The organism is Kluyvera georgiana (genome assembly GCF_050990895.1).
GTDB classification, from domain to species: domain Bacteria; phylum Pseudomonadota; class Gammaproteobacteria; order Enterobacterales; family Enterobacteriaceae; genus Kluyvera; species Kluyvera georgiana.
On record NZ_CP158865.1, the window covers coordinates 2710322 to 2729223 of the forward strand.

Genomic DNA, 18902 nt, shown 5'->3' on the forward strand with positions numbered 1-18902 from the left:
GCCAGTCCTGCAAAACATGCTGGCATTCGTCGCCGTAATCCGTACCATACACGCCACACATTCGCTGATTCGCCGTCAGCGCGGGACAGCTCTTTTATCGTAAATCAAATGGACTGGAAGACGCTGTAGTGGCCTGAGTTTCCATTTAGATTTTTGAGTAACTATTAAATGCAAGAAAATCAAGAAATTAGTAAAAAAGAACAATACAATCTGAACAAATTACAGAAGCGTCTGCGTCGTAACGTGGGCGAAGCCATCGCTGACTTCAACATGATTGAAGACGGCGATCGCATTATGGTTTGCCTCTCCGGCGGTAAAGACAGCTACACCATGCTGGAAATTCTGCGCAATCTGCAGCAGAGCGCGCCAATCAGCTTCAGCCTGGTGGCGGTCAACCTCGACCAGAAACAACCGGGCTTCCCGGAGCATATTCTGCCGGAGTATCTGGAAAAGCTGGGCGTTGAGTACAAAATCGTCGAAGAGAATACCTACGGTATCGTCAAAGAGAAGATCCCGGAAGGGAAAACCACCTGCTCGCTCTGCTCTCGCCTGCGTCGCGGGATCCTCTACCGCACGGCCACCGAGCTGGGCGCGACAAAGATCGCCCTCGGTCATCACCGTGACGACATTCTGCAAACGCTGTTCCTGAACATGTTCTACGGCGGAAAAATGAAAGGCATGCCGCCGAAGCTGATGAGCGACGACGGCAAGCATATCGTTATCCGCCCGTTGGCCTACTGCCGCGAAAAAGATATCGAGCGTTTCTCGGAAGCCAAAGCGTTCCCGATCATTCCGTGTAATCTGTGCGGTTCGCAGCCGAACCTGCAGCGTCAGGTCATTGGCGATATGCTGCGCGACTGGGATAAACGCTATCCGGGCCGTATCGAGACTATGTTCAGCGCCATGCAGAACGTAGTGCCTTCGCATCTGTGTGATACCAATCTGTTTGATTTTAAAGGGCTGACCCACGGCAGCGAAGTGATTGAAGGTGGCGACCTGGCATTTGACCGGGAAGAACTGCCGCTACAGCCGGTGGGCTGGCAGCCGGAAGAAGAAGACGGTCAGCTGGATGAGCTGCGTCTGAACGTGGTTGAAGTGAAATAAGTCATTTGGCGTCTCAGGCTGCGGCCTGAGACGCTTTTCAGGATGCTATTTCAGCAGACGTACGCGGCACGCCTTGCCTTTGATTTTCCCTTTCTGCAGCAATTTCCAGGCCTGATGGGCCACGCCTTCACGTACGGCAACGTAGACATGCGCCGGGTGGACATCAATTTTACCGATATCTGCGCCGACCAGCCCGACATCGCCGGTTAACGCGCCCAGCACATCGCCCGCACGCATTTTGGCCTTTTTACCCCCGTCGATACACAGGGTCATCATTTCCGGCACCAGCGGCGTAATCCGCGTTTTAGCCGGTTCCGACATCCAGTTCAGCTTCAGCTGCAGCATTTCGGCCAGAATATTGGCGCGCTGCGCCTCTTCCGGCGCGCAGAAGCTTACCGCCAGCCCACTGTTGCCCGCACGCGCGGTGCGGCCAATACGGTGTACGTGCACTTCCGGATCCCACGCCAGCTCATAGTTCACCACCATCGCCAGCGATTTAATATCCAGCCCGCGCGCCGCCACGTCGGTAGCCACCAGAATACGCGCGCTGCCGTTGGCAAAACGTACCAGCGTCTGATCGCGATCGCGCTGTTCGAGGTCGCCGTGCAGCGCAATGGTGCTCTGCCCCGCCGCGTTCAGCTCTTCAAACACCGCCTGACAATCTTTTTTGGTATTACAGAACACCACACAAGAGGATGGCTGATGCTGGCTCAGCAGCTGCTGTAACAGCGCGATTTTGCCGTGACGGGGTACGTCAAAAAACTGCTGCTCAACCGAGGGGAGCGCGTCAACGCTATCAATTTCGATCGTTTCCGGTGAACGCTGCACGCGGCCGCTGATGGCGGCAATCGCCTGCGGCCAGGTCGCGGAGAACAGCAGCGTCTGGCGGGACGCTGGCGCAAAGCGAATCACTTCGTCGATAGCGTCGCTAAAGCCCATATCCAGCATGCGGTCCGCTTCATCCATCACCAGCGTTTGCAGAGCATCCAGCGAGACGGTGCCCTTTTGCAGGTGATCCAGCAGGCGGCCCGGCGTCGCGACGATAATATGCGGCGCATGCTGCAACGAGTCGCGCTGCGCGCCAAAAGGCTGGCCGCCGCAGAGCGTCAGCACCTTAATATTCGGCAGATAGCGCGCCAGGCGGCGAATCTCACCGGCGACCTGATCGGCCAGTTCACGCGTCGGGCACAGAACCAGCGACTGGGTCTGGAACAGGCTGGCATCGACATGCTGAAGCAGACCAAGACCGAACGCTGCCGTTTTGCCGCTGCCGGTTTTCGCCTGCACGCGCACGTCCTTTCCGGCCAGAATCGCCGGCAGCGACGCGGCCTGAACCGGCGTCATGGAGAGATAGCCCAGATCGTTCAGATTATCGAGCTGGGCGGCAGGAAGGGCATTCAGGGTGGCAAAAGCGGTCACAGTATTTTCTCGCGAATTAGGGGCTAAGGTTCAGCAGGCGCGTATCCTCGCAGATCTCGACGCGGGATGCGACAAATTAATCGGCGGGTACCATCAGGGTAGCGGAAAAAAGACAAAAAAAAGCCGACTATTCTAAGCCGGCGTCGTACGAATCAATTGTGCTATGCAGTAATTCAAAAAAAGGAAGTAAGACAATATGGAGCGCAACGCCCATCGCTTGACGTTGCATTCACCTGCGGGATCGATATTGCCTCGATTGGCACGCTGTTTTATTGACCTTGCTCAAATTAAGTGGCGTTACCCTCTCCAAAAGGGGTAAAAAAGGTGATTTTTTACAACCAGTTACTACGGTGTAACCACCACGTAACACCACCGATGAGCAGTACCAGCATAATACAGAAAAGGGAAAAGCCCAGATGCGAGCCGCCGCCGGGGATACCGCCAAGGTTGACGCCAAACAGCCCAGTCAGGAAGGTGCTGGGTAAAAAGACCATCGCCATCAACGACATGGTATAGGTTCGCCGGGAAAGCGACTCCTGCATCATCTGCGCAATTTCATCCGTCATCACCGCCGTGCGCGCGATACAGCCGTCAATCTCATCCAGCCCACGTCCCAGACGGTCGGCAATGTCCTGCATACGGCGACGCTGGTCGTCGGTCATCCACGACAGACGCTCGCTGGCCAGACGGGCGTAAACGTCGCGCTGCGGCGCCATATAGCGGCGCATGACGATAAGCTGCTTACGCAACAGCGCCAGAAAACCTCGCGGCGGCACCTCTTGTTCCAGCAGATTATCTTCGAGGTCGATGATTTTGTCGTGCAACTGCTCGATAAACTCGCTGGCGTGATCGGTTAACGCATCGCAGATATCCACCAGCCAGGAGCCGCAATCCGTCGGGCCGCTGCCCTCCTGAAGGTCGCTCACCACATCATCCAGCGCCAGCACTTTCCGCTGACGGGTCGAAACAATCATGCGCTCATCAATATAAAGGCGCATCGCCACCAGCTGGTCCGGGCGTTCATCGGTGCTACCGTTAATGCAACGCAGGGTGATCAGCGTCCCCTCGCCCAAACGGCTGACCCGCGGACGCAGGCTTTCACCGGCAAGCGCATCGCGCACCAGATTGGGCAACAGCGGCGTCGTCGCCAGCCACTGTGCGCTGTCGGGGTGGGTATAGTTCAGGTGCAGCCAGCACGGATTCTCTTTACTGACGCTGTCCGCGTCGGTTAATGGCTTCACGCCGCCCTGGCCATCCAGTAGCCACGCAAATACCGCGTCTGGTACGTTAAGGTCCGATCCTTTTATGGCTTCCACATCGCCTCCGCTTAGCGCTCTTTATCCTGATAGTCTAGCCATCTCCTTTTGTTAAGCAATATACGGTGGTGCCATGACGCTGAAATTGTTCATAAAAACAGCTACACATGAATGACAGGCATAAAAAAACCCGGTATCGCTACCGGGTTGATGTAAAGCAAGCAGGATTAAAACGATTGCCAGAAATTCTGCTCGTTGCTACCCGTCGCGACAACAGGCTGTAGCGGCAGGCCACCGGCAGCCTGGCGCGGGGATGCGGTATGTTGTTCGTCGCCCACGCGGAAATTCTGCGTGCGGGACTGCAGTTCAATCACCTGACGCTTAAGAATATCGGACGATCTCGCCAGCTCTTCAACCACCGTGATATTGCTTTGCGTCACCGTTTCCAGCTCATTCAACGCCAGCGTAATCTGATCGATCCCTTTTTCCTGCTCGGAAGTCGACACGGCAATCTGTTCCATCAGACCGTTTAGCTCGCCCGAGCCAGCGACGATCTCCTGCATGTTTTTCTCCGCTTCGGCGACGATACTGGCCCCCTGCGTAACGTTGTCGCTGGTGACGCTAATTAAGGTCTTAATATTTTTGGCCGCTTCCGCGCTACGGTGAGCCAGATTACGCACTTCACCGGCCACAACCGAGAACCCCTTGCCATGATCGCCTGCCCTCGCCGCTTCCACCGCCGCATTCAGCGCCAGAATATTCGTCTGGAAGGCAATGCCGTCAATCATGGCAATAATTTCCGTCATCTGTCGGGCGCAGTCGGTAATCGACTGCATATTGGTCGCCACTTCCCCCATCAGCGCGCCGCCTTTACGGGCACACTGCGTCGCCTCACTAGCGCGTTCGCTCGCCAGACGCGTATGTTCCGCGTTATTTTTGGTGCTGGCGGCGATCTGCTCCATGCTCGCCGCGGTCTCCATCAGAGTGGCCGACTGCTGCTCGGTTTTCACCGACAGTTCGCCGCTGCGGGTTGCCAACTGATCGGATAGCGACATGGCGGTGTCCGAAGAGGCGCGAATTTCTGCGACCAGCGTTGAAATATTATTCGATAAACTATTGATTCCCGGAATTAAGCGCCCGGCACAGTTATTGCCGAAAACAGGAATGCGCACCGACAGGTTGCCATCATTAACTTCATCAATGCTGCGCTTAACCGCATTAATCGGCGTCACCAGATATTTGGTCATGTAGAGCCACAAAAGCCCCAACGCCGCTACCCATACAATATTAATTGTTAATAGCAAGAATATATTTTTTGATAGTATTAAACAGATCACATCGGCAATAACAAAAACCGTCAAAATAAATACCAGGATAAACGTTCGGACGCTAATGTTTTTAAACATAACCTACCCTCAACGCTGGTTGTATAATTTGGTTATATCACCAGAAGGTGTATTTTCCAGACCATTTTAACTATTTTCATCACTTTAACCGTTCGCGGTGTCAGTTTGCCTTTATACAGAACAGAATGATGACTAAAGATAAATTCACCGCGCAATACTATTTAAGCATGGCTTAACCCTATAGAAATAAAGAACAATATAATGAACGGCGCTTATTTATTAACTGTTATTTCATTATCATTAAGCCATGCTTAATATATTAGATAAGATGCCCAATCAGATAAAAAAAGATAACTCTTTCGCTATTTTACTGGTTTAAATTCGGAATTTACTGATAGATTAAATAGAACCCACTCTATGAAAAGGTATGGTTTGCATGACGCTACACGCTTCGTGGGACCCGATACTGGTCGGTATTTCATTCCTGGTGGCATTCATCGCATCTTTCGTTGCGCTTGATAGTGCTGCAAAAATTGCTGCTTCAAATAAGAAGGCGGCTATCTTCTGGCGTATTACCGGCGGCGCTACGCTGGGCATTGGCATCTGGTCGATGCATTTTATCGGCATGCTGGCCATGAAGATGCCCATGCCAATGAGCTATCACCTGGCGCTGACGGTCATTTCACTGCTGGCGGCGATTATCGCGTCTTCACTGGCGATTAATATCGCCGTCGCGGGAAATACGCTGTCGCTTAAACGCTTGTGCATTGCCACCGCCCTACTCAGCAGCGGCGTCGTCGTCATGCACTATGTTGGTATGGCTGCGCTAATGTCGCATGACGATATCATCTGGAGCGTGCCGCTGATTATCGCCTCCGTGGTGATCGCTATCGTTGCCTCCTGCGTCGGCTTGTGGTTAGCCTTTAGCCTGCGTCTGAACAGTAAAGGGGTATTGCTGACGCGCGTTGGCGCGGCGTTTGCCATGGGGATTGCGATTGCCGCGATGCACTATACCGGCATGAGCGCCGCCACTTTTACCGGCGGTGAGCATATCATGGCCAATCATGCGGCCATGGTGAGCGAAGAAGGCCTTTCGATATGGGTTTCCGCCACCACGCTACTGCTGCTGGGGCTGATGCTCATGATCTCCATGGTTGATTCTCAGGTGCGCACGACGCGGCTCACCGAAAACCTCCAGCGCCTGAACCAACAGCTTGAGCAGCAGGCACGCTACGACGGGCTTACCGGCCTCGCTAACCGTAGCCAGATTGACATGCGCCTGCTGGCTTGCCTCCATCAGGCTCGACTGGCAGGCAGCACTTTCGCGCTGGTGTTGATGGATCTCGACCGCTTTAAGCTGGTCAACGACGCCTGGGGCCATCACGTCGGCGACAACCTGCTGGTTTCCGTCGCCAACCGCATGAGCGCCTGCCTGATGCCGAAAATGACCCTCGCCCGCATCGGCGGCGACGAGTTTATTCTGCTGGCGCCCGACTGCACCGAGGCGGAAATCGCCGATATCTGCACGCGGATGGTCGAAAGCATCCGGCGGCCGTTTTACCATTCCGGGCAAATACTGCAAATCTCGCTGAGCGTTGGCATCAGCCTCTACCCCGGTCACGGCGAAACGCCGCAGGATCTAAAGCTCGCCGCCGATACCGCGATGTATCACGTGAAACATAGCGGGCGAAACGGATGGGTGTTCTACAACGAGTCGATGCTCGATAGCACCTGGCAGGGCGCGCATTTCTTACAGGATCTCACCCAGGCGCTGGAGCACAATCAGTTTGAACTGTGGTACCAGCCGAAATACCACGTCAAAGAAAAACGGATTTACGGCTTTGAAGCATTGCTGCGCTGGCGGCATCCGAAAAAAGGCATTTTACTGCCGGAAGTCTTCCTTTCTACGCTACAGAATACGGGGCTGATTGTTTCAGTGGGTAACTGGGTGCTGGAGCAGGCCTGCATTCAGATGCATAAGTGGAGCCTTTCCGGGCACGATGACTGGACGCTTTCGCTGAATATTTCACCGGTCCAGTTTGAGCAGCAAAACTTCTACGAGCTGGTCTGCGACGCGCTGGTTCGCCATCGCATTTCACCAACGCGCTTAACCATCGAACTTGCCGAAACCACGGCGCTGCACGGTTTCGATCGCAGCGTGCAGATTTTTAATGATTTCTGCCGCATTGGTATCACTATTTCGATTGATAACTTTGGCGTCGGCTACTCCAATATGCTGGCGCTACAGGATCTCCCCGCCGGAGAATTGAAGATTGATAAAAGCTTTATGAAAGATATGCGGGAGAACAGTAAACACATCAAAATCGTCTCGACGATTATCACCATCGCCCACTCAATGAACATGGATGTAGTGGCGGAAGGCGTAGAAACCCAGGAGCAGCAGCGTATCCTCACCGGGCTGGGCTGCGACGCACTGCAGGGGTTCTGGTTCTCCGACCCGGTACCGGCGGAGGATATTGAAGTGATGCTGAGTAATCTCCCGCTCAGCGGCGACCCTAACGCGCCAGCCGCGCTGCGCCGCGATATCTCATCATCAACGGGGAAAAAGAGACAGGCGTGAAAATCGGCGATCCCCAGTCCGGAGCATCAGCGGGGATCGCGATCCCCGCGTTCGAGATAGGCAACAGTGAAGGTCTGGTAGTCGCTGGCGTCGACCTGCTCTTCTACGCCATGGCATTGCAGGCGGTTGGTCGGTTCGCGTAGCGTATGGCGCTCAAACTTTTCGACGAGCGTGCACTCTTCAAGCCAGCGTTTTCCCAGGGCGACCTCATCGCTCTTGATCCCCGGCATCAGCACCAGCACCACCAACAACGCAAAGGCCGCCGCAGCGGAAAGCCATGTCGTGAACAGCACGGCAATCGGTACGTTAAGCTTTGAAAACAAATAACTGGCCAGCAGCAAAAGCAGAAAGATGCCGAGCAGCACTTTGCCAAATATCATGACATCAGACATATAAATCATCGCTGTTTGCCCGAGCATAAGAAGGTGAAACGCGGCCTATCCGCAGAGGATATCGCACGCATGATATCGTCCGCCAATTATAGCACTCCCGTCATCTCCGCAAGCGTCTCAGCAGAACGATACTCCATGCTGGCAGTGCCTTTGCCACGTTAATCATTGCTGATATCCGTGATGCAGCGCGCGGTTTGCGGTTCGCTATCCCCTTGTTGCCAGGCTATATCTTAGACATCTTTACTCAAAGAGGATGGGCTATGGCAGGCAAAAAGATATTGATGCTGGTTGGCGATTACGCGGAAGATTATGAAACCATGGTGCCTTTTCAGGCGCTACAGATGATTGGTCATCAGGTGGATGCCGTTTGCCCTGACAAGCCGAAAGGCGACTATATTATGACGGCGATTCATGACTTTGACGGTGCCCAAACCTACAGCGAGAAACCCGGTCATCGCTTCGTGCTCAACGCCGATTTTGCCAGCGTCAATGAGGCGGATTACGACGCGCTGCTGATCCCCGGCGGACGCGCGCCAGAATACCTGCGTCTATACGAAGCGGTCATTAAGCTGGTTCAGGACTTCGATGTGGCGAACAAGCCCATTGCCGCGGTTTGCCATGGCCCGCAGCTGCTGGCCGCCGCGGGGGTTTTGCAAGGGCGGACCTGCAGCGCCTACCCGGCCTGTGCGCCGGAAGTGCGGCTGAGCGGCGGCGAATATGCCGATATTGGTATCGATGAAGCGTATGTGGACGGCAACCTCGTGACCGCGCCAGCATGGCCTGCACATCCGCAATGGCTGGCGAAGTTCGCTGAACTGTTGCGATAGAACGGCTATCGGACTCAAAAACAGGCGCTTTTTAGCGCCTGTTTTCATGGGATAAACCCGATTCAGTCATGGATTTTAACGCCAAGACAGCCGCGAACAAATTCCGGATTAAAATGTTTCACCGCTTCCCCCACATAGCCTGCATCCAGCGCGCTGATTTTAGCCATTTCAGCATCGGTCAGGGAAAAATCCCAGATGGCAAAGTTCTCTGCAATACGCTTTTGTTGGGTGGATTTCGGGATAACCGTGACGCCACGCTGCACGTTCCAGCGCAAGACAACCTGCGCAATGGTTTTTTGATGGGCATCGGCAATGCCTTGCAGCATTTCATCTTCATACGGTTTATGTCTTCCGCCGCCTAACGGCGCCCAGGCTTCAGGCTGAACGTTATAGCGCTTCATGGTTTCCAGCGCGGCAGGCTGCGCGAAGTAAGGATGCAATTCCACCTGGTTGACCATCGGCTTGATTCTGACGGTTTCACAGAAGTTGGTTAACACATGCGCATAGAAATTCGACACGCCGATGGCTTTCAGTTTACCGGCATCATAAGCCTCTTCCAGCGCGCGCCACGCGCTGAAATAATCCCCCATCGCCTGATGCAGCAAATAGAGGTCAAAATAGACTAGCCCTGACTTTTTCAGCGACGCGTCAATACCGGCTTTCGCCGCGTCGTAGCTGGCCATGTCCTGCACCCACAGCTTGGAGGTAATGAATAGTTCCTCGCGGGTACACAGCCCTTCAGCGATGGCTTCACGAACGGCCTCCCCTACGGCGTCTTCGTTGCCATAGACGGCAGCGGTATCGATAAGGCGATAACCCGTGCGAATAGCGCTTAACACCGACTGCTTACATTCTTCTTTATCGGTAACCTTAAATACGCCAAACCCCACCATCGGCATTTTTAGATTGTTACTTAATAATGAATATTCCACGGTAATGCCTCTATCAGGTTAAAACATGATTTTAGGGCAGAAACATTAAGACGATTAGTCCACAATCCCAGAAGTGACCTATGCAATAAATTCATTAATACCAGTAAGCTTCTTTTCTGACGTATCCAACCGCTTAGTGCTTAATCTGCTATCGTCAGTGGAAATACTAAAACCACCTGGTTTTAACGTATTTTTGGCGATGAGTTCGATGAATGGTTGTTAGCACAGGGGCGTGACACTATTTATGACAAGCTATTGATGGCAAACCGGTGTAATTGTCAGTAACCGGGGCCACACTCTTGCCCAGGGGCCCTGGTGATTCATATCTGGAATCGAGATCTCGCTGGCACACCTGATACCGGTGTAATGAACAAAGCGCCTCGCAACCTCTGGTGAAATGATACGATCCTTTTCTCCGTTGAAATGCACCTGCGGTAACCGTTTCAGTTGCAAAGCCTTATCAATAGGATTGAGCGATTCAGGCATCGCGGACACATTGTGCTGCTGATTGACATAGGCAATATCAAGATACCCCGCGACGGTGCGTAGGGACTGGATGTCATCACGTTGTTCCGCCAACAGGGCTGCGACAGCCCCTCCCCCCGAGTAACCAATCAATGCCAATTTGCTGATATGAGTAGCTGCTTTTACCTGATCCAACGCCTGAGAGATAGAATTGATGACCTCCGGGGAAAAACGCTTATCAGTCCAGTAAGTAACCTGACAATTAGGATTGCGTGTAAGCGAGGTAAACTGGCATGGACGCGCGAGATATAACACATTCGGGGCCGGATCCACAGCCGCGAGAGTAAGGCCCACAGGATTATCCGGTGTTGGGTCTGGAGATGCCTGTGTGCGGGATAACCATGCTTTGCCATCGCCCTCAATGTAAACATGCAGGGCCTGTTTTTCATCGTTTATCCGGCTAAATACCGTGTAAGTAAACAACGGAGTTGTAATAGTGTGCCTGACTAGTCCGCCAGAGAAGGCAATCTGATCTGCATCATCGATGGGAGAGGATATGCATCCGGAAAGTAATACTGTCAAAACCGCCAGGATAGCACGACGGAGGGCAGCTTCATTCATTATCATATAAGACGTTCTCTTAACTCATTAGCCTTCATGCAGACGGCACCCATTCCAGTATAAGCGGGGATCAGTCAGGTTCCTGGTCGCTTATCATTTCCTCCTTCTTTAGACGCAATACATCGTCCAGAATGTCTTCACGTCATATCTCCCCCCCTGCGTTACCACCTGAAAAATCTGCCATTGCACTTGTTTTTTGTACCACCTATTCTGAAGGTGAAAGAATCGTCAATCATATATCGAAAATCACCGATGATGTTTACAAGGCCGTTTGTGCTGCCCTTGCGGAATAGAGGGTTCAGCGCGTTACGCTGCTCCATTGCACCCAGTGAAAATCTTGCGCTTTTGTCAGAGGAATATTTTGAATAATACACCCCCTCTTTATCCGCAACAGTTGACGGTTCTTCAGGCCCTGGAATTGGCGAACGCTCACTGGAATGCTGGTCAGGCTGCACCTGCAGAACAACTGTGTCGGCAGGTGCTTCAGGTCGCGCCATTACAGCCCGATGCCCTCAATCTGTTGGGGCTCATGATGTATGCTTACGGCAAAACGGAACTCGCCCTCGATTATATCCGTAAAGCCAGCCAGTCGCCGGAAGCACCGGCAACCGTGTTCAGCAACCTGGCTGAACTTTGTCGCCAGCAGGGTTTGCTGCAGGACGCTGAGCAAGCCGCCCGGCGAGCAACGGAGCAAGAGCCGGAACTTGTTGCCGCATGGAACAACCTTGGAATAATTCTGCAGGAAACCGGAAATTTCAGTGCCAGCCTTGAGTGCCTGCTATACGTTGCTTCTCAGCAACCAGATAACGCAGAGGTGTACAACAATCTGGCCAATACTTATAAGCATCTGGGAGATCTCCCACGTGCTCAGGAAAGTTACCAACGCGCCCTGACCCTGCGTCCCGATTACGCCGAGGTGCATAGCAATCTCGCTGTACTTTTACACAGCCAGGGCTGCGTTGATGAGGCAGCAGCATCCGCCCGACGGGCGATAGATATCAACCCGCATCTGGCTGACGCGTATCTGAATCTGGCGGACATTGAGCTGTCGCGGAGGCACTATTCCGATGCATTGCACTGGGTCAACGTGTTGCTGGAATTTTCGCCGCAGCACGTCGGGGCACTCACCGCACTGGCCCAAATCATGATCGTCCATGAGCAGTATGAAGAGGCTATAACCGTAGCACGCAAGACTCTGACTGTTGCTCCGCATCATGCAAATGCGCATAAGATCCTCGGTAACGCTTTGCAGGCGCTTGGGCTGTATGAAGACGCAGAGCGAGCTTATTGCCAGGCTGCGTCATTGCCAGGAACGACCGCCGAGGAAGCCCTGATTGAACGAGCGGTTTTACTGATGGAAATCGGTGACAACGAGAGGGCCACGGAGGGGTTTGAACAGGCATTAAAACGTTTCCCTGATTCGCTGCGGATAATCGCTGCGCGCAGTGACAATAAAGTCTATTGTGCAGGCGATCCCGACATTATGGTCATGGAAAAGGCATTACTAAACCCGCCAGCGCCTCCGCTTCCCGTAAAAATGAGGCTGCATTTTTCGCTCGGCAAAGCCTATCTGGACATCGGTGATTCCGGTCGTGCATTCTTCCATTTAAATCAGGGCAATGCTTTTAAACGTTCCTCTTTCAGTTACGATGCTGCCCAGAGCAGCACCTTGATGAACAAGATTGCGGCAGTTTTCACTCCGGCACTGATGCAACGGTTCCACAGCACAGGCACCGCAACCGACCGGCTGGTCTTCGTCGTCGGCATGCCCTGCTCAGGAACGACGCTGATTGAGCAACTTCTGACCTCATATCCGGACGTTTACAGTGCAGGAAAACTGCGCACATTGCATCGGACAGTAGCATGTCACGGGCGCTTCCCCGATGATGTGCTGCACTGGGAACATACTGATTTTGCTCGTATCGGCGCAGATTACCTTGAACAGATGAGTCAGCTGGCGCCGAATGCACTACGGGTGATCGATAATCTGCCAGGAAACTTCCTCTATGCCGGCTTGATACCGCTGCTGCTGCCCGGTGCTCGCATCATCCATTGTCGCCGCGATCCTGTCGATACTTGCTTATCCTGTTACAGCAAATTATTTTCCAGCGAGATGTTATTCGCTTATCAACTGGATGAACTGGGCAGCTTCTACCTGGCGTATCAGCAGTTGATGGCGCATTTTCGCCAGCTACTGCCACCGCAATGCTTTATCGAAGTCGACTACGAAGCGGTAGTCGGGGATCCCGAAGGTCAGGCACAACGCCTGGTTGAGTTCATTGACCTCCCCAGCAACAACACCGGCCTTCACATCCAGGAGACTGGCCGTATTGTGCACACGGCACGTCGTCAGCCAATATACACCTCTTCCAGGGGACGCTGGCAGCAACACATGGCACACCTGGGTCCTTTGCTCGACGTACTGGGAATGGAGCAGAAATGAACCCCGAGCCAACCGCACTCCACACGATTTTCCTGCAGGTTAACGAGCTTGTGAAAGCCGAACGCTGGGCCGAGGCTGAGGTGGTGCTGCGCCAGGCGCTTGCCTCGGGTAGTGGACCGCTCTTCTTATGGCGTCAGCTCTATATAGCGTTTCGTCAGCAGGGGCAATTTACCGAGGCAACCCGGGTGCTGGAGATGATCGTGCAGGCCGCCCCCGGCGACATGAATGCTCGCTTTGACCTGTCCGAGATGCTGTTGCTGCAGGGTGAATTCACCCGCGGCTGGCGCGAATACCGTTTTCGTTACAAGCTCGACAACACCCGCATGTTTGAGCGCCATATGCAAAAACCACGCTGGGAAGGACAATCAATCAAAGGAAAGACACTGCTTATACATGATGAGCAAGGCTACGGTGATACCTTCCAGTTTCTGAGACTGGTGCAACAGGCACAAGCACGCAGCGGTGCCCATGTTGTGCTGGAGGTGAATCAGGAAGCGTACAACTTAGCGCGTGGCGTCAGTGGTTTTAACCAGCTGATTGTCCAGGGAACACTGCCACCGCCTTTCGATTTTCACTGTGAACTAATGAGCCTGCCAGCGGCAATCGGCTTACAACTATCCGATCTCCCGGGAAGCGTGCCCTATCTGTTCGCCGACCCCGGGCGGGTGGAAAAATGGCGCGCTCGGCTGGCCGACCTGCCGCGACCATTAGTGGGATTAGTCTGGGCTGGCAGCCCCACCCATACCAACGACAAACGCCGTTCGCTGGCGTTGTCTGACCTCGCACCGCTGGCCCAGGAGGGCATCACTTTTCTGGCGCTTCAGAAAGGGCCTGCGGCAAAGCAGGCTCACGCGCCACCAGCAGGCATGTCACTGCTGTCACTGAGCGATGAGATCGGCGATTTTGATGATACGGCGGCCATACTCAGCGTGATCGACACTCTGGTTTCTGTGGACTCTTCCCCGGTTCACCTTGCCGGAGCACTTGGCCGTCCGGCCTGGGTACTGTTACCGTTTCTGAATGACTGGCGCTGGCTACAGTACGGTGACAGCTCTCCCTGGTATCCCGGGATGCGATTATTTCGTCAGCCCGCGCCAGAGCAATGGCATATCGCCCTGCAAAACGTGGCCACCGCATTAAAAAGCTTGAAAAATGCAACGGCGATACGCCGCCAGGCTCCCCAGTAAGATACGAAGAAGGCCAGTGCACCGAACCGGACAACTATCACGCTTTCGCTCGGTTGTGTTTCCTGCCAGGGAAGAGATTTGGGCTGTCGGCATGCCAGTCTCCTGGCTGCCATAAGTTTTCATTGAAATTATTTGACATTATCGCAACAGTTATCTAACACAAAAAGTAAAACGCTGCTATAAGTTTAATCTTATAAATCTAACTAAATGCAGAGTTAGCAATGTCAAAACCTGTTACGTGTCCTGTTTCACTCAACAGACGCAAGGCGCTGGGCCTTTCCATAGGATCAGCTATCGCATTGCTGTCCTCCACAGACGTCTATGCATCCTGTTTACCAATTCCCGGATACGGTGATATAGGGGGACAGTGGGACTGTCTTATCTGGAGTGACGGTAGCCTTATACTAAACAATGTATACACAGCTATTAGTTCAACAGGTACAACAGCGTTGACCGCAATAGACCGAGCGACAACCTTGACCAACAACGGATTAATCATGGGGATATCCGCTTCGGCTCTGGAGAACCTGAGCAGTACCCTGACCGTTGAGAATAACGGAACGATCGCCAGTGACGTTGTCGGGATTGACAATCAGGGAACGATCGTTTCGCTGAACAACAATGCCGGCGCGACTATTTACGGTAGCACGGCGGGAATTCAGAATAGCGGCCTCATTATGTCGCTCGACAATGCCAATATCATCTCCGGTGGAGCCGGCATTCTCAATGGTGGCATGATTAGCACTCTGACTAACACGGGAACCATCGCCGGAACAATCAATGGTATTCAGAACCGGGGGAATATCACCAGCTTATCCAACAGCGGAACGATTTCAGGCTCAAGCTACGGTATTCTGGCCGATAATGACGGACAAATTGCCTCACTGGAAAATACCCACACAGGATCCATCGCGGGAGCCGCCGGGATTCAAATTAGTAATCAGATCGCTCCCGGCACAATAAAAATCGACACCTTAACTAATGCTGGCCAGATTGCAGGGACGAGCGTCGGCATTGCCCTCAACCTTAACGGCACCATTGGTAGTCTTAACAATAGCGGTACCATCACCGGTAATATTGCCGGCATCATTAATGCTGGTGGTACTCTCGATATGCTGATCAACAGCGGCACCATTGCCAGCAACTCTTATGCTATTTACAATGCCCCATTCTCGCTGGCGACATCTACTAATACCACAGGAATACTCGGGCCAATTACCAACAGTGGCCTGATCGCAGGCACCATTGCCAATTCAACAAGCAACAGCTTAACCATCAACGGTGGCAGCGGTACGACCTTCGGCACGCTGACCGGTGCAGGCGGCAGTATCGGCAGCGCTGACATCGGGGTTATCGACAACACTGCCTCCAGTGTGTATTTCGCTTCCGGCAATTTGCTGCTCAATGACAATATCGACGTCGGCAGCAATACCGTGCACAACACGGGAACAACACTGCAGGTCAACAATGTCCTCCACGTCACCGGCAACTACACCCAGGCAACGGGTGCCAGTGTGCTGTTCGGCGTGGCCAGCGGAGCCACAACGCAGGGCCTGAACGGCACCGATTCCGGCTATGGCCGCCTGGTGGTCTCGGGTGCGGCTGAGATAGCTGCTGGTTCGTCAGTCGGTCTCAGCAGCCTCGGTTATAATTTTGCCGCCGGCCAGCGTTATGTGGTCATCTCGGCAGCCACGACTGGTACCAATTATAACGCGGGGGCACTCAACTATTCTGCAACAGGCTACACCGGAGTGATTACGGGTGCATCCGTGATTGATGGCGCGAATAACAACCTGGTCCTGACGCTGGCTTCCCCCTCCACCAGTGGCAACAGTGGCCGCACCATCCGGGCCACCACCCCTAATGCCATTTCGTCGCTGGGGGGGCTGCAACGCTATTCCGGTACATCCAATGCTGCTCTGTTGAACCTGTATAATGCCTCTCTCGCCATCAGCTCGGTATCTGAAGCTAACAGAGTCGGCGAACAGCTTTTGCCTCATCAGAATATCAGCGCAGCTTCAGCGGCCAGCTCCGCCACCTCTGACATGATCAATGTCATAGGCAACCGTATCACTACCGTTGATGCTGTCAGCATCGCTCAGTCCAGCCACGGGGAGAGCGGTATTTCTGCTGGCGATGACGTCACACAGCAGGCTCTCTGGAGTCAGGTTTTTGGCGGGCGAACACGGCAGGATATGACAGATGACATCTCAGGTTACCGTGCTGACTACACGGGCGTCGTCATCGGTTATGATCACGCCATCAGCGATAACTGGCTCCTGGGCGGGGCCATCAGCTATTCCTATGCCAGCGTTGACGGTACCGACAATGTTAAGGGCTCAGGCTCCAACGTGAAGTCTTATGGCCTGACCGCCTATGCGGGTTATGTGGCACCGACGTGGTATTCCAATCTGTATGCGGCCGTCCTCGAACAGCGCTATAACACACAACGGCAAGTCAGCTTCACGGGCTATAACGGAACGGCTGACGGTGATTTCGATGGCCAGCAATATGCCCTAAAGGTGGAGTTTGGCTACCCGATCGCCCTTTCCCGGACGGTGGCCCTGACCCCTGTCGCCAACGCCAGCTATAGCTATCTGTACCAGAATGGCTATACCGAGAGCGGCGGCAACGGTGCCGCATTGAAGGTAGATTCGGCTCATACTGATTCAATAAAGTCCGGCCTTGGGGCTAAACTTGAAATCACACTGCCCACTCGCTGGGGAGACGTGGTTCCTTATGCTCAGGCATTGTGGAGCCATGAGTACAACAACGACAAAATGGCGGTTTCCGCCGCTTATGCTGGTGCGATAGATGAAACCAGTTTTATCTCTCGAGGGAGTAGCCCGGAGAAAGATGCCGCCGACATCAGCGTGGGTGCAACGCTGCGGGGCTTCGGAAATACCAGTCTGACCGCTTTCTATGATTTGGGCGTGTCCCCGAATTACACAAATCAGTCGGTCAGTCTGCGTATCAGACACTTATTCTGACAATTAACGAGGGCCATAATACGTCGGGTATCGACCCAACGAAAGTCCTCAGAAACGATGGGGCAATCATTGGGCGAATGCCCTCCGTTTGGCCAGAATACGCCTGCGTCGTCATGCCTGAATTGGCTTTATGCAATCCTGTCCATTCCGGTTTTTTTAAGTGGATGATTTGGCATGAATCGTTTCATGGTAATAAATTGTTTGTAATAGGGTACAGACAATTAACGTCATTCCCGTTCGCAAACCGAAAGCACAATTTTCCCCTGAACATGCCCGGCAGCCGCACGCTCATGCGCTTGTTGGGCGTGCTCCAGGGGGAACGTGCTGTCAATGGCAACACGGATGACTCCCGAGTCCAGCAAATCAGCAAGCTGACTGAGCTGCGCACCGCTGGAGCGGACCTGGGTGGCCGAGACGGTCACGCCTCGTTGACGGGCCTCTTCTGCCCCTGAAAAGCCGAGAGGGAAAATCGGAAACAACGCCCCGCCGCGTCTTAGGGTGCGCAAGAAACGGTCCGCGGAAGGGCCCCCCACCGCATCGATAACCAGATCGACATTGCGCACCCTATCTTCAGCCGGCCGCTTCGTGTAATCAATAAACTCATCCGCCCCCAGGTTAAGCAGGAATGCTTCATGCTTACCGGATCCCACCGCGATGACGTATGCCCCCTGCCATTTCGCCAGCTGCACAGCAAAATGACCGACGCCGCCTGCCGCACCGTTGATCAGGATCGTTTTCCCTGCCAGCGGCACCGGTTCATGTCGGTGCGCCTGAAGCGGATTTTGTACCTCATGCCCTTGTTCAATCATAAACTGCCATGCCGTCAGCAACGACATGGGCACAGCGGCAGCATGAATAGCGTCAAGGCTCCGCGGTTTATGGGCGATCTCCGTAGCCGGCACGCTGACATATTCGGCATAGGCGCGGCTACCGCCCGCCGCGCCATCGGGAAAGCGCACCATGGAATACACTTCGTCCCCCACAGCAAAATCCCTGACGTTGTCGCCCAGCGCGATAATCACCCCGGCAATATCTGTTCCCAGAATCAGAGGGAAAGCGACTTTGGGCTGCCATTCTGGCGGCAGCATTTTGTAACCGTCGCGTAAATAGCTGTCAGGAGGATTAAGACCGACCGCATGGACACGGACAAGCACCTCATGGGGCTGCGGTTGAGGAACCGGAACATCTTCATAGCGAAGAACCTCCGGCCCACCAAACGCGTACTGCTGCACGGCCTTCATCACTTTAATCGACATGGCTTTCTCCTCGCGTGAGAATACGTTATCTTTAACGGAGCACTGTTCCGAATATATGGAGCACTGCTCCGTTTGTCAAGGAG

The 18902-nt window shown here is 53.8% G+C and carries 13 protein-coding genes; 6 read left to right on the forward strand and 7 right to left on the reverse strand.

Features of this window, described 5'->3' with window-relative positions; all coding sequences use genetic code 11:
- Nucleotides 1-168 precede the first annotated feature (168 nt).
- Nucleotides 169-1104, forward strand: a complete 936-nt coding sequence (ttcA, locus tag ABTW00_RS12875; protein WP_064545871.1) for a tRNA 2-thiocytidine(32) synthetase TtcA — start codon at nucleotides 169-171, stop codon at nucleotides 1102-1104.
- 45 nt (nucleotides 1105-1149) lie between these two features.
- On the opposite strand, the gene dbpA is transcribed toward ttcA, so the two are convergent.
- The 3 genes from dbpA to ABTW00_RS12890 all read right to left on the reverse strand — a co-directional run bounded on the left by dbpA (nucleotide 1150) and on the right by ABTW00_RS12890 (nucleotide 5185).
- Nucleotides 1150-2523, reverse strand: coding sequence for an ATP-dependent RNA helicase DbpA (gene dbpA / locus ABTW00_RS12880; protein WP_433635925.1), 1374 nt, complete (start codon nucleotides 2521-2523; stop codon nucleotides 1150-1152).
- Nucleotides 2524-2855: 332 nt separating this feature from the next.
- Complete coding sequence (gene zntB, locus ABTW00_RS12885; protein WP_064545875.1) at nucleotides 2856-3839, reverse strand: zinc transporter ZntB; 984 nt, start codon at nucleotides 3837-3839, stop codon at nucleotides 2856-2858.
- Between the two features lie 167 nt (nucleotides 3840-4006).
- Nucleotides 4007-5185, reverse strand: a complete 1179-nt coding sequence (locus ABTW00_RS12890; protein WP_433635926.1) for a methyl-accepting chemotaxis protein — start codon at nucleotides 5183-5185, stop codon at nucleotides 4007-4009.
- 376 nt (nucleotides 5186-5561) lie between these two features.
- Between ABTW00_RS12890 and ABTW00_RS12895 the strand changes: the two genes are divergently transcribed.
- Nucleotides 5562-7706: a putative bifunctional diguanylate cyclase/phosphodiesterase gene (locus ABTW00_RS12895; protein WP_433635927.1), complete on the forward strand. Its 2145-nt coding sequence runs from the start codon at nucleotides 5562-5564 to the stop codon at nucleotides 7704-7706.
- A 26-nt stretch (nucleotides 7707-7732) separates the two neighbouring features.
- On the opposite strand, the gene ABTW00_RS12900 is transcribed toward ABTW00_RS12895, so the two are convergent.
- Nucleotides 7733-8098 (reverse strand): hypothetical protein, encoded by a 366-nt coding sequence (locus tag ABTW00_RS12900; protein ID WP_164092389.1) that lies wholly within the window; start codon nucleotides 8096-8098, stop codon nucleotides 7733-7735.
- 260 nt (nucleotides 8099-8358) lie between these two features.
- On the opposite strand from ABTW00_RS12900, the gene ABTW00_RS12905 reads away from it, so the two are divergent.
- Nucleotides 8359-8925: a DJ-1/PfpI family protein gene (locus ABTW00_RS12905; RefSeq protein ID WP_163447384.1), complete on the forward strand. Its 567-nt coding sequence runs from the start codon at nucleotides 8359-8361 to the stop codon at nucleotides 8923-8925.
- Between the two features lie 62 nt (nucleotides 8926-8987).
- Here the strand turns inward: ABTW00_RS12905 and ABTW00_RS12910 are convergent, their stop codons facing one another.
- Nucleotides 8988-9857 (reverse strand): aldo/keto reductase, encoded by an 870-nt coding sequence (locus ABTW00_RS12910; protein ID WP_433635928.1) that lies wholly within the window; start codon nucleotides 9855-9857, stop codon nucleotides 8988-8990.
- 252 nt (nucleotides 9858-10109) lie between these two features.
- A complete protein-coding gene (locus ABTW00_RS12915; protein ID WP_433635929.1) occupies nucleotides 10110-10949 on the reverse strand; it encodes an alpha/beta fold hydrolase in 840 nt (279 codons plus the stop codon).
- Nucleotides 10950-11304: 355 nt separating this feature from the next.
- On the opposite strand from ABTW00_RS12915, the gene ABTW00_RS12920 reads away from it, so the two are divergent.
- The 3 genes from ABTW00_RS12920 to ABTW00_RS12930 all read left to right on the forward strand — a co-directional run bounded on the left by ABTW00_RS12920 (nucleotide 11305) and on the right by ABTW00_RS12930 (nucleotide 17563).
- Nucleotides 11305-13386 (forward strand): tetratricopeptide repeat-containing sulfotransferase family protein, encoded by a 2082-nt coding sequence (locus ABTW00_RS12920; RefSeq protein ID WP_433635931.1) that lies wholly within the window; start codon nucleotides 11305-11307, stop codon nucleotides 13384-13386.
- Nucleotides 13383-14573: a glycosyl transferase family 8 gene (locus ABTW00_RS12925; RefSeq protein WP_433635933.1), complete on the forward strand. Its 1191-nt coding sequence runs from the start codon at nucleotides 13383-13385 to the stop codon at nucleotides 14571-14573. Before ABTW00_RS12920 ends, ABTW00_RS12925 begins: the two co-directional genes overlap by 4 nt.
- 497 nt (nucleotides 14574-15070) lie before the next feature.
- Complete coding sequence (locus ABTW00_RS12930) at nucleotides 15071-17563, forward strand: autotransporter domain-containing protein (RefSeq protein ID WP_433635934.1); 2493 nt, start codon at nucleotides 15071-15073, stop codon at nucleotides 17561-17563.
- 227 nt (nucleotides 17564-17790) lie between these two features.
- Here the strand turns inward: ABTW00_RS12930 and ABTW00_RS12935 are convergent, their stop codons facing one another.
- Entirely contained in the window at nucleotides 17791-18819 is a 1029-nt protein-coding gene (locus ABTW00_RS12935) for an NADP-dependent oxidoreductase (protein ID WP_433635935.1), read from the reverse strand.
- Between the last annotated feature and the right edge of the window lie 83 nt (nucleotides 18820-18902).

Bases quoted from the DNA above. Each gene is read 5' to 3' on its own strand.
- ABTW00_RS12905 (WP_163447384.1), top strand. From the start codon at position 8,359: ATGGCAGGCAAAAAGATATTGATGCTGGTTGGCGATTACGCGGAAGAT.
- ABTW00_RS12895 (WP_433635927.1), top strand. From the start codon at position 5,562: ATGACGCTACACGCTTCGTGGGACCCGATACTGGTCGGTATTTCATTC.
- ABTW00_RS12930 (WP_433635934.1), top strand. From the start codon at position 15,071: ATGGGGATATCCGCTTCGGCTCTGGAGAACCTGAGCAGTACCCTGACC.
- ABTW00_RS12890 (WP_433635926.1), bottom strand. From the start codon at position 5,185: ATGTTTAAAAACATTAGCGTCCGAACGTTTATCCTGGTATTTATTTTG.
- ABTW00_RS12925 (WP_433635933.1), top strand. From the start codon at position 13,383: ATGAACCCCGAGCCAACCGCACTCCACACGATTTTCCTGCAGGTTAAC.
- ABTW00_RS12915 (WP_433635929.1), bottom strand. From the start codon at position 10,949: ATGATAATGAATGAAGCTGCCCTCCGTCGTGCTATCCTGGCGGTTTTG.
- ABTW00_RS12900 (WP_164092389.1), bottom strand. From the start codon at position 8,098: ATGTCTGATGTCATGATATTTGGCAAAGTGCTGCTCGGCATCTTTCTG.
- ttcA (WP_064545871.1), top strand. From the start codon at position 169: ATGCAAGAAAATCAAGAAATTAGTAAAAAAGAACAATACAATCTGAAC.
- ABTW00_RS12935 (WP_433635935.1), bottom strand. From the start codon at position 18,819: ATGTCGATTAAAGTGATGAAGGCCGTGCAGCAGTACGCGTTTGGTGGG.